The sequence below is a fragment of the Massilia sp. BKSP1R2A-1 genome (assembly GCF_050586525.1).
Lineage (GTDB): Bacteria > Pseudomonadota > Gammaproteobacteria > Burkholderiales > Burkholderiaceae_D > Telluria.
In genome coordinates this window covers 119,485-133,370 of the sequence record NZ_JBOBRE010000005.1, presented here as the reverse complement: position 1 = coordinate 133,370, position 13,886 = coordinate 119,485, and the positions used below count along the sequence as shown (strand labels likewise).

Annotated in this window: 13 protein-coding genes; 7 read left to right on the top strand and 6 right to left on the bottom strand. The window is 67.3% G+C overall.

The genetic code is table 11. The annotated features are described in order from the left end of the window. Window positions 1–59 precede the first annotated feature (59 nt). Both ACQ7JA_RS09720 and ACQ7JA_RS09715 read right to left on the bottom strand, forming a co-directional pair. Window positions 60–983 (bottom strand): ZIP family metal transporter, encoded by a 924-nt coding sequence (locus ACQ7JA_RS09720; RefSeq protein ID WP_430897035.1) that lies wholly within the window; start codon window positions 981–983, stop codon window positions 60–62. A 64-nt stretch (window positions 984–1,047) separates the two neighbouring features. Then, window positions 1,048–2,070 carry a manganese catalase family protein gene (locus ACQ7JA_RS09715; protein WP_430897034.1) on the bottom strand — a complete coding sequence of 341 codons (1,023 nt, stop codon included), beginning with the start codon at window positions 2,068–2,070 and terminating at the stop codon, window positions 1,048–1,050. A gap of 334 nt (window positions 2,071–2,404) precedes the next feature. Here ACQ7JA_RS09715 and ACQ7JA_RS09710 point away from each other — a divergent pair, with 334 nt between their 5' ends. Further along, window positions 2,405–3,001: a hemerythrin domain-containing protein gene (locus ACQ7JA_RS09710; protein ID WP_430897033.1), complete on the top strand. Its 597-nt coding sequence runs from the start codon at window positions 2,405–2,407 to the stop codon at window positions 2,999–3,001. A 148-nt stretch (window positions 3,002–3,149) separates the two neighbouring features. On the opposite strand, the gene ACQ7JA_RS09705 is transcribed toward ACQ7JA_RS09710, so the two are convergent. The 4 genes from ACQ7JA_RS09705 to ACQ7JA_RS09690 all read right to left on the bottom strand — a co-directional run bounded on the left by ACQ7JA_RS09705 (window position 3,150) and on the right by ACQ7JA_RS09690 (window position 6,422). Continuing rightward, on the bottom strand, window positions 3,150–3,887 hold the full coding sequence (locus tag ACQ7JA_RS09705) for an LrgB family protein (RefSeq protein ID WP_430897031.1): 738 nt from the start codon (window positions 3,885–3,887) through the stop codon (window positions 3,150–3,152). Beyond that, on the bottom strand, window positions 3,880–4,233 hold the full coding sequence (locus tag ACQ7JA_RS09700; RefSeq protein WP_430897030.1) for a CidA/LrgA family protein: 354 nt from the start codon (window positions 4,231–4,233) through the stop codon (window positions 3,880–3,882). The genes ACQ7JA_RS09705 and ACQ7JA_RS09700 overlap by 8 nt, the downstream gene beginning before the upstream one ends. Window positions 4,234–4,367: 134 nt before the next feature. After that, a complete protein-coding gene (gene hppD, locus ACQ7JA_RS09695; protein WP_430897029.1) occupies window positions 4,368–5,456 on the bottom strand; it encodes a 4-hydroxyphenylpyruvate dioxygenase in 1,089 nt (362 codons plus the stop codon). 60 nt (window positions 5,457–5,516) lie between these two features. Then, a complete protein-coding gene (locus ACQ7JA_RS09690) occupies window positions 5,517–6,422 on the bottom strand; it encodes a LysR family transcriptional regulator (protein ID WP_430897028.1) in 906 nt (301 codons plus the stop codon). A 168-nt stretch (window positions 6,423–6,590) separates the two neighbouring features. Between ACQ7JA_RS09690 and hmgA the strand changes: the two genes are divergently transcribed. From hmgA to ACQ7JA_RS09660, 6 genes are all read left to right on the top strand, one after another. After that, complete coding sequence (hmgA, locus tag ACQ7JA_RS09685; protein WP_430897026.1) at window positions 6,591–7,898, top strand: homogentisate 1,2-dioxygenase; 1,308 nt, start codon at window positions 6,591–6,593, stop codon at window positions 7,896–7,898. A 115-nt stretch (window positions 7,899–8,013) separates the two neighbouring features. After that, on the top strand, window positions 8,014–9,339 hold the full coding sequence (locus ACQ7JA_RS09680; protein ID WP_430897025.1) for a hemolysin family protein: 1,326 nt from the start codon (window positions 8,014–8,016) through the stop codon (window positions 9,337–9,339). An 11-nt stretch (window positions 9,340–9,350) separates the two neighbouring features. Beyond that, window positions 9,351–10,160 (top strand): redoxin family protein, encoded by an 810-nt coding sequence (locus ACQ7JA_RS09675; RefSeq protein ID WP_430897023.1) that lies wholly within the window; start codon window positions 9,351–9,353, stop codon window positions 10,158–10,160. 58 nt (window positions 10,161–10,218) lie between these two features. Next, on the top strand, window positions 10,219–10,920 hold the full coding sequence (locus ACQ7JA_RS09670; protein WP_430897021.1) for an MBL fold metallo-hydrolase: 702 nt from the start codon (window positions 10,219–10,221) through the stop codon (window positions 10,918–10,920). A 136-nt stretch (window positions 10,921–11,056) separates the two neighbouring features. Further along, complete coding sequence (locus ACQ7JA_RS09665) at window positions 11,057–13,363, top strand: putative bifunctional diguanylate cyclase/phosphodiesterase (RefSeq protein ID WP_430897019.1); 2,307 nt, start codon at window positions 11,057–11,059, stop codon at window positions 13,361–13,363. A gap of 10 nt (window positions 13,364–13,373) precedes the next feature. Further along, window positions 13,374–13,784 (top strand): secondary thiamine-phosphate synthase enzyme YjbQ, encoded by a 411-nt coding sequence (locus ACQ7JA_RS09660; protein ID WP_430897017.1) that lies wholly within the window; start codon window positions 13,374–13,376, stop codon window positions 13,782–13,784. Window positions 13,785–13,886 lie beyond the last annotated feature (102 nt).

Below are 13,886 nucleotides of genomic sequence, written 5' to 3'. Positions count from 1 at the left end.
ACACCCAAAATATGATGAACGTCATATTACGCCCATCATATTTCGCATGTCAAGCGCCTTTACGACAGGGCCGTATCGAGCACCGTCATCAGGATGAAGCCGATCAGGAGCGCAATGCTGGCCCAGGTGCCGTTGCCGCTCTGGCGCGACTCGGGAATCACATCGTTGACGATCACGAAGAGCATGGCGCCGCCCGCCGCTGCCAGGGCGATCGGCAGCAGCCCCGCCGCGATGCCGATCAGGGCCACGCCGAAGGCGGCCGCAACCGGCTCGGCCAGGCCCGAAGCGATACCGAGGCCGACCGACGTCAGGCGTCCGTAGCCCACCGTGCGCAGGGCGAGCGCGACAACGAGGCCTTCCGGCACATCCTGGATCGAGATTCCGGTGGTCAGCGAATTCGCCTTCTCGAGGTCGATGCCGGCATGGGCGACACCGATGGCCAGCCCTTCCGGTACATTGTGCAGGGCCACTGCCCAGACGAAGATCCAGGCGCGCCTCAGCGACACGCCATCCACGCCGGAGTCGAGAATGCCTTCGGCGCGCACGGCCCGGCCCAGCAGCAGGATGGCCATGGCCCCGGCCATGATGCCGGCGCCCGCCAGCAGGCTGGCCTCCCAGTTGCCCGCCCCCGCCGCCTTGGCGGCGTTGAGCGCCGGGATCACGAGCGAAAAGGCGGTGGCGCCCAGCATCACGCCGGCGCCGAAGCCGAGGAAGCAGTCGTAGGTGCGCTTCGAGAAATTCTGTGCGAACAGGACCGGCAAGGTGCCCAGCGCGGTTGCCGCCGCGGCCGTTGCGCCGCCCAGCAGGGCGCGGTGCATCTTGGGGTCGGCGTTCATGATCTGTTCGGCCAGGCTGCCGAGCAGAAGGATGCTGCCCACGCTGCAGATGAGGAGGCCGACGACGCGGCGGAAGGTCAGCAGGCGCAGCAGGGAGCGCAGCGCGAAGAGACGGTTGTCCTGCGGTTTGTCCAGGTGAGAATCCATGCAATACCCAAAGAATTACCGCGCCTTTGCGATGGCGGGCTCGCCATCGCCGCGCGGCGCGTGCTTACTTCTTCATTGCCTTCATGCCCTTGGCGGCACCCTTGTCGCTCGGCTTGGCGGTGCCGGTGTCGTCGAGCTTGCCGCCCTTCGAAGCGACCTCGGGGCTGCCCATGGCATTACCCGACTGCCCTGCCATCGTACCACCGCCAGCCGATTGCATGCTCATACCCAGTTCGGCGCCGGTGCGCGGCGAAGACATCGGGTCGGACATGGTGCGCATCGCCATCTGCTTGAGGATGTCGATGTCGCCGCTCGGCAGGGCCACTTCCGCTTCGCCGGAGCCGCCGTCGACCGCCTGCTGCTTCTCGCGGTCGGTGACGAAGTCCCAGTCGGCGCCCTGGTTCCAGGGACCGCGCATCTCGCCCGGGCCCTGCGACATGTTGTAGTAAACGCTGGCGAAACGCGGGTCGGCCGGCATCTTGCCTGCCGGGAAGTTCGGCTCGATCGCGTACAGCGCCTTCTCGAAGGACTTCTGGTGCGCCACTTCGCGCGTCATCAGGAAGCCCAACGCCTCCTTCACGCCCGGGTCGTCGGTCAGCGCGATCAGGCGCTCGTAGATGATCTTGGCGCGCGCCTCGGCGGCGATGTTCGAGCGCAGGTCGGCGGTCGGCTCGGTGATCGAGTCGATATAGGCCGCGGTCCAGGGCACGCCGGCCGAGTTGGTCAGCGGGGTGCCGGCGCCGTACAGCACCTGGGTGATGTGGCTGTCGTTGCCCGGGCCGGTGATCGCCTTGAACATGTCGGCCTCGCTGTCCACTGCTTCCGCCAGGCGGCCCTTGGCGCCCTTGTTCAGCATCGCCACGATGTGGCCGATCACCTCCAGGTGGCTCAGCTCTTCGGTGGCGATGTCGAACAGCATGTCCTTGCGGCCCGGATCGTCTTCCGATACGGCCTGGGTGAAGTAGCGCATGGCGGCGGCGAGCTCGCCTTGCGGACCGCCGAACTGTTCCAGCATCAGGTTCGCCAGTGCCGGATTCGGCTCGCTGACGCGGACCGTGTACTGCAGGCGTTTGTTATGAGCAAACATGAACGTCCCTCCGATATTTGAGTAAGGGCGCTGCGAAGCGCCGTGGGTGGCTGCGGCAGTGGCCGGCAGCACGCATGTCCCATGTTCGTCCTTCGACCCGGCAGTCGGCATCAGGTGTTCGCGCGTACCCTTGTAGGACTAGGTCGACAATTAATGAACTTGATGGAAATGTTGGAACCGATAAACATTTCCTAACAAAATGTCGATAAGCGTGCAGGGGTGCGCGGGCCACTGCATGGGGTCCGTGCCGACATGGGTACGGCACGCGCTCCTACAGTAAAGTCGAGCCGCGCGGCACTACCATGTTGGTCATATGACCATAAAGGGGGTAACGATGTTTAATCTGAGTAAGCTGAGCCCGACGATCACCAATATGATTCGCTTCGACCACTCGCACGTGATGGTGACCTTCCACCAGTACGAGAAGGACAAGCCGCCGCGCGTCAAGAAGGCGCTGGCCGACACCATCTGCGATGCGCTGGAGATCCACGCCACGCTCGAGGAAGAAATCTTCTATCCGGTGATGCGCCAGCGCGATTCCGGCGAGCCCTTCATGCACAAGGCCGAGCCGGAGCACGACGAGATGCGCCGCCTGATCGCCGAACTGCGCCGCACCAGCGGCAGCGATCCGCGCCACGACAAGCTGGTGATGGAACTGATGCGCGACGTGATGCACCACGTGGCGGACGAGGAAACCACCCTCCTGCCGCAGGCCGAGGCAAAGCTGAGCAAGGACGCCCTGTCCGAACTGGGCGCGCAGATGAACAAGCGCCGCCTGCAGCTGGTCGGCCCGAAAGCCGGCAAGCTGGCCAAGGAACATGCGGTCGGCTTCGGCGGCAGCGCGACCGCGGTGCTGGTCGGCCTGGCCGGCGCGGTGTTCGCGGCCAAGGCCTTCGGTCCGAAGAAGACTTGGAAGTCCAACCCGGCCTAAGAACCCGGCGCATCACACGTAGGGTGGGCGCTCCCGCGCCCACGCGTTCAACTGACGCGTGAACAAACGCACAGGCTTTTCACGCACTGTCTGAACGCGTGGGCGGAAAACCCGCCCACCCTACAGGACCGCATGCCGACCAGAGCGGCTAAGCGAACCAATCAATCACCAACGGCACCAGCCACGGTGCCAGCACCGCCGTCATCGCCCCGTTCAGGCCCATCGCCAGCGCCGCGAAGGCGCCCGACTCCGGGCTGACCTGGAAGGCGCGCGCGGTGCCGATGCCGTGCGCGGCCAGGCCCATCGCGAAACCGCGCGCGGCCGGCGCCTTCACGCCCAGCAGATTGAACACATGGCGCCCGACCACGGCGCCGAAGATGCCGGTGCCGATCACGAGGGCCGCCGTGAAGGCTGGGATGCCACCCAGGCGTTCGGAGACGGCCATGGCGATCGGCGAGGTGGCCGACTTCGGGCCCAAGGTCGCCGCCAGTTCCGGCGTGGCGCCCAGCAGCAGCGCGACCGCCACCGCCGCGACAATGGCCGTGACGCAGCCGAGCAGCAGCGCGAAGGCCAGCGGCAGGAAGGCGCGCCGCAGCCGCGGCAGCTGGCGTACCAGGGGCACGGCCAGAGCGACCGTCGCCGGCCCGAGCAGGAAATGGACAAACTGAGCCCCGGCGAAGTAGCGCTGGTAGGACATCCCGGAAAGCCACAGGACGAGGGCGATCAGGCCAACGGCGATGGCCACCGGATTGGCCAGCGTCGATCCCTTGAAGAAGACGTGCACACGCTGGGCCGCGATGTAGGCGCACAGGGTCAGGGTGAGGCCCAGCAGCGGCGAGGCCGACAGGTAGACCCAGAACTGCGAGAGGCCGGCGAATTCAGGCATCGCGCTGCCCTTCCTCCTTGCCGATGCCGCGCAGGATCAGGCCCGTCACCGCCATCGCCAGCACGGTGCTGGCCACGACCGACACCCCGATGGCCAGCCAGTGGCCGCTGCCGCTGCCGGCAGTCGCGACGATGCCGGCGCCGGCCGGCACGAACAGCAGCGACAAATGGGAAAGCAGGGTATTGGCCGCCTCCTCGATACGCTGCTGCAGTGAAGGCCAGATCACCAGGGCGGCCATCAGCAGCAGCATGCCGGCGACCGGACCGGGCAACGGCAGGTGCAGGAGGAAGACAATGCCCTCGCCGAGGCACTGGAACAGCAGGAGGATGGTGAAGGCGGCGAGCATGAGGCTTTTGTTGGCGAAAAGCGCTCAGGATAGCAAAAGCGGGCGGGCGGGGTGCGCCGCGGTAAAGTTGGGTCGATGCTGTGAACGTGGGTTCCGGCCTGTGCCGGAACCCAATCTGCTTGTCAACCGCAGGCTTACGCCTCCACCGTCGCGCCTGCGATCGCGCCGCGCTTCAGTTGATCGCGCTCGATCGACTCGAACAGGGCCTTGAAGTTGCCTTCGCCGAATCCGTCGTCGCCCTTGCGCTGGATGAATTCGAAGAACACGGGTCCCAGCTGGGGGACGCCGAAGATCTGCACCAGCAGGCGCGCCTTGCCGTCGGTAACGGCGCCGTCGAGCAGCAGGCCGCGCGTCTTGAGGGCCGCGACGTCCTGGCCATGGCCCGGGATGCGTTCGTCGAGCATCTCGTAATACGTTTCCGGCGGCGCCGTCATCAAGGGCACGCCGGCCGCGCGCAGGCCGTCGACGGTCTTGATCAGGTCGTCCGTCAGCAGGGCGATGTGCTGGATGCCTTCGCCGTTGAACTGCATGAGGAATTCCTCGATCTGGCCGCCGCCGGCCTTGCCCTCTTCGTTCAGCGGGATGCGGATCATGCCGTCCGGCGCCGTCATGGCCTTCGAGGTCAGGCCGGTGTACTCGCCCTTGATGTCGAAGTAGCGGATCTCGCGGAAGTTGAACAGCTTCTCGTAGAAGCCGGCCCAGAAGGCCATGCGGCCGCGGTAGACGTTGTGGGTCAGGTGGTCGATGATCTGGAGGCCGTGTCCCGGCGGGTGGCGGTCGACGCCGTCGATGAATTCGAAGTCGATGTCATAGATCGACTTGCCCTCTTCGAAGCGGTCGATCAGGTAGAGCGGCGCGCCGCCAATGCCCTTGATGGCCGGCAGGCGCAGTTCCATCGGGCCGGTCGGGATCTCGACCGCCTGGGCGCCCAGCTCCAGCGCACGCGCATAGGCCTTGTGCGAATCCTTGACGCGGAAAGCCATGCCGCAGGCCGCAGGGCCGTGTTCGGCCGCGAAGTAGGCGGCGTAGCTCTTCGGCTCGTTGTTGATGATGAAGTTGATGCCGCCCTGGCGGTACAGGCTCACGGCCTTCGAGCGGTGCACGGCCACCTTGGTGAAGCCCAGGGCCTCGAACACCGGCTCCAGCACGCCCGGGGTCGGCGAAGCAAATTCGACGAACTCGAAGCCCATCAAGCCCATGGGGTTCTCAAACAGGTCTGCCATTTTCTCTTCCTTGTCTCGTGTCGTTGGTCATCGGCCAGTCTCCATGGCCATCTAAATTCTTTACTCTGCGAACACTTCCGCCAGCAGGCCGCGCAACCACTGGTTGCCCGGATCCTGGTTGTAGCGCCGGTGCCAGAACACATTCGTCTGCAGCGGCGGCAGCTCCAGGGGCGGCGCGATCCACTCCAGGCCGAAGGGCAGCGCCGCGCGCTCGGCCAGCTTCTGCGGCACCGTCACCACCAGGTCGCTCGTGGCCACCATATACGGCACCGCGGTGAAATGCGGCACCCGGAAGCGCACGTTCGGCCCGATCCCGGCGCGCGCGAGCAGGCCGTTGATGCGCTCGTAGGGGCTGTCGTGCGAATCGACCAGCATGTGCTCGGCCGTCACGAAGCGCGCCAGGTCCACCTTGCCCCGTCCGAGCGGATGCCCCTTGCGGAACATCGTCACATAGGGCTGGCGGAACAGCTGCCGCTGGTACAGCGCCTCCGAGATGTCCTCGAAGGGGCCGATCGCCAGGTCCACCCGGCCGCCTTCCATCTTTTCCTTCACATTCACCGCCCCGGCGCGCACCGAGCTGATTTCCACCAGCGGCGCGAGCAACCGGCAGCGCTCGATCAGCGCCGGCATGAAATAGATCTCGCCTACGTCCGTCATCGCCAGCACGAAGCGCCGGTGGCTGCTGGCCGGGTCGAAGCGGCTGCGCTGGTTCAGCGCCAGGGCCACCTGGGCCATCGCCACGCCGATCGGCTCGGCCATCTGCGTCGCCAGGGGCGTCGGCTGCATGCCGCTTGCCGTCCTCACGAACAGCTCGTCCCCGAAGGCGCGCCGCAGCCGCGCCAGCGCATTGCTCACCGCCGACTGGGATAGTCCGAGCCGCTTGGCGGCCGAGGAGATCTGGCGCTCCCGGTAGACTTCCTGGAATACCGACAGCAGGTTCAGGTCGATGGTGTGCGGCTCTATCATGGATCATTCATGTCCGTCGCGGCTGCATTGTGGGCGTGCGGCCGGCGCGCGAACAGCAATATTTAGGTGCTGAATAGTCTACATTTTTCTATTCATCTCGTAAAACATGGTGTTTTCTTCTAGAGTGGCGCCATTCGATATCGCGTACCCAGCCAGGAGAAAAGAAGCATGAGCCAGCACCATGGCGAACCATCGGCCTACATGAGCGGATTCGGCAACGAGTTTGCCACCGAAGCCCTGCCCGGCGCCCTGCCCCGGCACCGCAACTCGCCGCAGCGCGTGGCCTACGGCCTGTACGCCGAGCAGATCTCCGGCACCGCCTTTACCGCCCCGCGCAGCCACAACCGCCGCTCCTGGCTCTACCGCATCCGTCCGGCCGCCATGCACGGCAGCTTCCAGGCCATCGATGCCGGCCGCATCGTCAGCCGTTTCGACACGCCGGCTCCGCCCGATCAGCTGCGCTGGAGCCCGCTGCCCATGCCCGTGGCGCCGACCGACTTCATCGACGGCTGGGTGACCATGGCCGGCAACGGTTCGCCCGAATCGATGACCGGCTGCGCGATCCACCTGTATGCCGCCAACAGGGACATGCAGGGACGCTACTTCTACAGCGCCGACGGCGAGCTGCTGGTGGTTCCCCAGCTGGGCCGCGTGGCGATCGCCACCGAACTGGGCCTGCTCGAAGTGGAGCCGCAGGAAATCGCCGTGATCCCGCGCGGCGTGCGCTTCCAGGTGTCCCTGCCCGACGGCGAGGCGCGCGGCTACATCTGCGAGAACTTCGGCGCCCTCCTGCAGCTGCCCGACATGGGCCCGATCGGCTCGAACGGCCTGGCCAATCCGCGCGACTTCCTCACGCCCGTCGCCCGCTATGAAGACATCGAGGGCGACTTCGAACTGGTCGCCAAGTTCTGCGGCGGCCTGTGGCGCGCATCGATCGGCCATTCGCCGCTCGACGTGGTGGCCTGGCACGGCAACTACGCGCCCTATAAATACGACCTGCGCCACTTCAACACCATCGGCTCGATCAGCTACGACCACCCGGACCCTTCGATCTTCCTGGTGCTGCAGGCGCCCAGCGACACCCCGGGCGTGGATACCCTGGACTTCGTGATCTTCCCGCCACGCTGGCTGGTCGGCGAGGACACCTTCCGCCCGCCCTGGTTCCACCGCAACGTGGCCAGCGAATTCATGGGCCTGATCCACGGCGCCTACGACGCCAAGGCCGACGGCTTCAATCCCGGCGGCGCCAGCCTGCACAACTGCATGAGCGGCCACGGCCCGGACGCGGCGACCTTCGACAAGGCGAGCGCCTCGGACACCACCAGGCCGCACAAGGTCGCCGACACCATGGCCTTCATGTTCGAGACCCGCCACGTGATCGTGCCGACCCCGTACGCACTGGCTTCGCCGCAGCGCCAGGCCGACTACCAGCAGTGCTGGGCGGGCGTCCAGAAGAATTTCCGCCTGGTACCCTGAGCGCATTCCCTACATTTGTGCGGCGGCGGGAGCCTCCGGCATGCGATGATGCGCCGTACGCCGCCATGGGCGTGCCCGGTCCCGGCCCGGTGTGTCCGAAGGAGGCCCCGCCTAAGTGCTGACCGACATATTGATCATCTCCGTCCTGATTCTCCTGAACGGAGTGTTCGCCATGAGCGAGCTGGCGCTGGTGTCGGCCAAGCGCATGCGCCTCGAACGGCGCGCCGAGGAAGGCAGCCGCGGCGCGCGCACCGCGCTCAAGCTCGCCGACGATCCCAGCCACTTCCTCTCCACCGTGCAGGTCGGGATCACCCTGATCGGCATCTTCAACGGCGCCTTCGGCGAAGCCTCCCTGGTCAGCCACCTCACACCGCACCTGGAAACCATGCCCGTGATCGGTCCCTATGCGCGCGAAGCGGCGCTGGGGGTCGTCGTGGTGTCGATCACCGTCGCCTCCATCATCTTCGGCGAACTGGTCCCCAAGCGCATCGCCATGGCCTATCCGGAAGCGATGGCCACCCTGATCGCGCCGCCCCTGCGCATCCTCTCGAAGATCATGGCGCCCTTCGTCAAGCTGCTGTCGCTGTCGACGAATGCGATCGTGCGCGTGCTCGGCATCCACCAGGCCAAGGAGGAAGCCCCGACCGAGGAAGACATCACCGGCATGATCAAGGAAGGCGCCAACACCGGCGTTTTCGAGAAGACCGAATACGACATCGTCTCGCGCGCCCTGCGCCTGGACGACCAGCACCTGAAATCCCTGATGACGCCGCGCGTGGACCTGGTGATCCTCGACCTCGAAGACGACCGCTCGGCCAACCTCGGGATCATCGCGAACAACGCCTACAGCCGGTTCCCGGTATGCCGGGGCGACCGCTCCCACATCCTCGGCTACGTGCTGGTGCGCGACCTGTTCGGCCAGGCCGCGCGCACCGGCGCCATCGACGCCATCGACATCGACGGCGCCGTGCAGGAGCTGCTCTACGTGCCCGAGACCGTGAGCGCCATGGCCCTGCTCGAGATGTTCAAGAAGAACCGCGCCGAGCTGGCCCTGATCGTCGACGAATACGGCGACATCCAGGGCATGGTGACCCTGAGCGACGTGATGAGCGCCCTGGTCGGCGACGTCACCGTGATCGGCGAGGAGCACGATCCCGACGCGGTGCAGCGCCAGGACGGCAGCTGGCTGCTCGACGGCGGCGTCTCGCTGGACCGCTTCCGCGACCTGCTCGCAAGCGGCATCGCCTTCCCCGGCGAGGACGAAGGCGCCTACCACACCCTGGCCGGCTTCCTGCTCTACCAGCTCGGCTACATCCCCAGGGCCTCCGAGTCCGTCGAATGGCAGGGCTTCCGCTTCGAGATCATGGACATGGACGGCAACCGGATCGACCGCATCCTGGTGTCGTCGGCCGAAAACCCGGAACCAGGCAGTAATCCGTAACCCACCCTGACATGGACGCCATCAAACTCGGACCATTTGTCTTCTCCATTCCTACCCTGCTCGCACTGGCGGCCATCGTTGCCGCGACCGGCCTGGCGGGCCTGTACCGCCGGCGCCGCGGAATCGATGCGGCGGGCGCCGTCTGGACCGTGATCGCGGCCGGCTTCGTCGCCGCCCGCGCCGTCTTCGTGCTGCGCCACCACGACCTCTTCCTCGCCAGGCCCTGGACGGCCCTCGACATCCGCGACGGCGGCTTCGACCGCCCGGTCGGCCTGATGGTGGCCTGCGTGGTGGCCGCCGAGATCATCCGCCGCCATGCGCCGCTGCGCCGACCGCTGCTGGCCAGCCTGATGACGGGCGGCGCCGTCTGGCTGGGCGGGGCGCTCGCCGCCCAGGCCCTGGCGCCGGGCGCCGCGCCGCTCCCGGACCTGACCGTGCGCCGCCTGGACGGCAGCGAGATTCCCCTGCGCAGCCTGGCCGGCAAGCCGATGGTCGTCAACCTCTGGGCCACCTGGTGCCCGCCCTGCCGGCGCGAGATGCCGGCCCTGGCGGCGGCGCAGCGCGCCCATCCCGACATCGCCTTCGTCTTCGTCAACCAGGGCGAATCCGCCGCGGCGGTCGCCGGCTTCCTGGCGGCCCAGGGACTGCGCATGGAAAACGTCGTGCTCGACCCGGCCGCGCGCCTGGCCGCCCGCACCTCCTCGCCCGGCTACCCGGCCACCCTGTTCTACGACGCCAACGCAGTCCTGCGCGCCCGCCACACGGGCGAGCTGTCCGAAGCGACGCTGCGCGAGAAGCTGGCAAGCCTCCGGCAACCTTAGGGCTCTTCCGCAACGGGCACGCCTGTGGTACAACGTCGCGATTGCCCGGAGAGCCCCCATGCAGATCAATCCCATCCAGCTGTTCGACGCCGAGTCGTCCACCTACACCTATATCCTGACCGCCCCAGACAGTCGTGACGCCGTGATCATCGACCCGGTCGACCACAACCTGGAGCGCGACCTGTCCCACCTCGAGCGCCTCGGCCTGCGCCTGACCCACGTGCTCGAGACCCACGCCCATGCCGACCACGTCACCTCGGCCGGCAAGCTGCGCGCAATCACCGGCGCCAAGGCCTGCGTGCCGAGCGGCTGCGGGATCCCGCCGGCCGAAGTCCAGCTGGAAGACGGCGACGTGATCCCTTTCGGTGCGCGCGAGCACATCGCCGTGATCCACACCCCCGGCCACACCGCCGGCAGCATGTGCTACCTCTGGCGCGGCAACCTGTTCACGGGCGACACCCTGCTGGTGAACGGCTGCGGCCGCACCGACTTCCAGGGCGGCAGCGCGGAGGCGCTCCACGACAGCGTGATGCGCAAGCTCTTCGTGCTCGACGACGCCACCCGGGTCTGGCCGGGCCACGACTACAAGGGCCAGTCGGTCTCGAGCATCGGCTGGGAGCGCCGCCACAACGCGCGCCTGGCGAACCGTTCGCGCGCCGACTTCGTCGCCCTGATGGCGGCCCTGAACCTGCCGCGCCCGAAGCTCATCGACGTGGCGGTCCCGGCCAATCGAAACCTCGGTCTGGCCCATAGCGTGTAAGCTGCCTGGTGCGGGCCCGTCATTCCTGGTTCATGCGGCTCGCATGACAAACGCACGTCATTACGCTAGAATATTGCGCTTTATTAATTTCTAGTGCGCAAAAGAAACGTTTCAAGCATGCGTACAAGGCAGCCGCATGAAACAGTTCTACGATATTGCACACTGGCGCATCCGCATCTTTTCCGGGCTGATGTCGACCACCTTGCTGCTGGGGACGGTCACGGCCATCCCCAGCTCCCTGTTCGCGCTCGCCGACGGCATCTGGGCGCTGGCCGTGCTCGACGTGGTCGCGCTGGCCTGGATCTTCGCGATCTGGTGGTGCGACCGCCTGCCCTATCCCCTGCGAGTCTGGAACTTCCTCGCGGTGCTCTATGTGGTCGGGATCGGCCTGCTGCTCACGGTCGGATCGATCAGCCAGATCTACCTCATCGGGCCGCCCGTGATGGCGGTGATCCTGCTCGGCACCCGCCAGGCCCTGGTCATCCTGGTGCTGACCGCCCTGAGCATCTTCGGCCTGGGCGTCACCGGCCAGGCGAGACTGGTCGTACTGGGCCTCGGCGAGCAGCACATGCTGGCGGCCGTGGCCGTGACCATCAACTACCTGTGCGTGGGCGCCGTCATCACCGTCACCTGCGGTACCCTGCTCAAGGGCCTGTCGCAGACGTTTCTCGAGATGCAGGGCTTCGCAGAGTCGCTGGAGGCCAAGCAGGACAAGCTGCATGAGCTGAACGCCGAGCTGCGCCTGACCGCTGCCGCGGTGGCCCGCCTGAACGACATGGTGCTGATCGCGCGCGCCGTCGACGTGCCGGGCGCCGAACAGCCGATCATCTTCGCCAACGACGCGTTCGTGCGCCGCACCGGCTACGCGCGCGAAGAAATCATCGGCCGCAGCATGCGCCTGCTGCACGGCCCGGACACCGATCCCGACGAGATCGCGCGCATCCTCGCGGCGGTATACAACAACGAGCCGGTGACCGCGGAGATCGTCAACTACACCAAGGACGGCGAACCCTACTGGGTCGAGATGGAACTCGTCCCATTCGCCAGCGAGGGCGGGCGCAATACCCACTGGGTGGCGGTCGGCCGCGACATCACCGAGCGCCGCAACTCCGCCAGGGCGATCCACCGCCTGGCCTTCTACGACGTGCTCACCGGCCTGCCCAACCGGCGCCTGCTGACCGAGCGCCTGGACGCCATGGTCGCGGCCCGCGATGCCGGCGGCATGCTGGGCGCGGTGCTGTTCATCGACCTCGACAACTTCAAGAACGTCAACGACGCGCGCGGCCACGCCACCGGCGACGCCCTGCTCAAGCACGCGGCCGCGCGCCTGCTGGCGGTGGTGCGCAAGGGCGATACCGTGGCGCGCCTCGGCGGCGACGAATTCGTGGTCCTGCTGAACGACCTCGGCCACGAACCCGACGCCGCCAGCCGCACGGCCTTCGGGGTGGCCGAGAAGGTGCTGGCCACCCTGGGCGAGGAAGTCTCGATCGACGACCACGTCTACCGCTCCACCGGCAGCATCGGCGTGGCCCTGCCGCTGCGCCCGGGCCAGACCGGCCACGACCTGCTGCGCGAAGCCGATACCGCCATGTACCAGGCCAAGGCAGGCGGGCGCAACGGCGTCGCCCTGTTCGAGAACAATATGCTGGCCGACGCCGAACGCAAGCTGACGCTCGAGCGCGACCTGGCCCTGGCTCTCGAGCGGCGCGAGGTCGCGGTCCACTTGCAGCTGCAGGTCGACCGGGAGCACCGCCCGGTGGGCGCCGAGCTGCTGCTGCGCTGGCGCCGCGACGACGGCGTGCTGGTGCCGCCGGACGTGTTCATCCCGATCGCCGAGAGCAGCGGCCTGATCGTGCAGCTGGGCGACTGGGTGCTGCGCCAGGCCTGCGAAGCCTGGCTGAGGCTCAGCGCCGCCGGCCATCCGATGCCGCTCTCGGTCAACGTCAGCCCGCTGCAGTTCCGCCAGCCCGATTTCGTCGAGCGCGTGCGCGCGATACTGCGGGAGACCGGGGCGCCGGCCGACCAGATGATCTTCGAAGTCACCGAGGGGCTGCTGGTATCCGACCTCGACGCCACCATCGCGCGCATGCACGAGCTGAGCGCCATGGGCATCCGCTTCTCGATCGACGACTTCGGCACCGGCTACTCGAACCTGGCCTACCTGCGCAAGATGCCGCTGTACGAGCTCAAGATCGACAAGAGCTTCATCCGCGACACCCCGAACGACGTCAACGGCACCGCCATCGTGCAGTCGATCCTGGCCATGGCCGACCACCTGGGCCTGCGCGTGGTGGCCGAGGGCATCGAAACGAGCCAGCAGGCCAGCTACCTGGCCGAGCACGGCAGCCCCTGCATGCAGGGCTACCTGTTCGCGCGCCCGGCTCCGCTCGAGGACCTGCTCGCACGCCTGGCCCAGCCGGACACGCCGGCTAGACGCTGCTAAGCTCCCGGGCATGGCGCACCAATCCATCCTCGCATTTTCCACCCGCGGCCGCGGCACGCGCGACATCACGCAGGATGTCGCCGACGCCGTGCGCCAGGCCGGCAACGGCGCAGGCCTGGCCCACGTCTTCGTGCAGCACACCAGCTGCTCGCTGATCATCACGGAAAACGCCGACGCCGACGTGCGCCGCGACCTCGACACCATCCTGGCCCGCCTCGCGCCCGACGGCGATCCCGCCTACCGCCACGACGCGGAAGGCCCGGACGACATGGCGGCCCACGTGCGCAACATGCTCACCGGCTCCGCCGTCACCGTGCCGGTGCGGGACGGCCGCCTCCTGCTCGGCACCTGGCAGGGCATCTACCTCTACGAGCACCGCACCAGCCCCCACCAGCGCCGGGTCGTCGTCACGGTCCTCTGAGGCTTCCCCCCGGCGTGGGGGAAGACCGGCCCGCCCCCTTTGCATACACTGCGACCAAGCCGTCACGCTGCACCCGCGGGGAGCAGCACATCGGCTACCGAA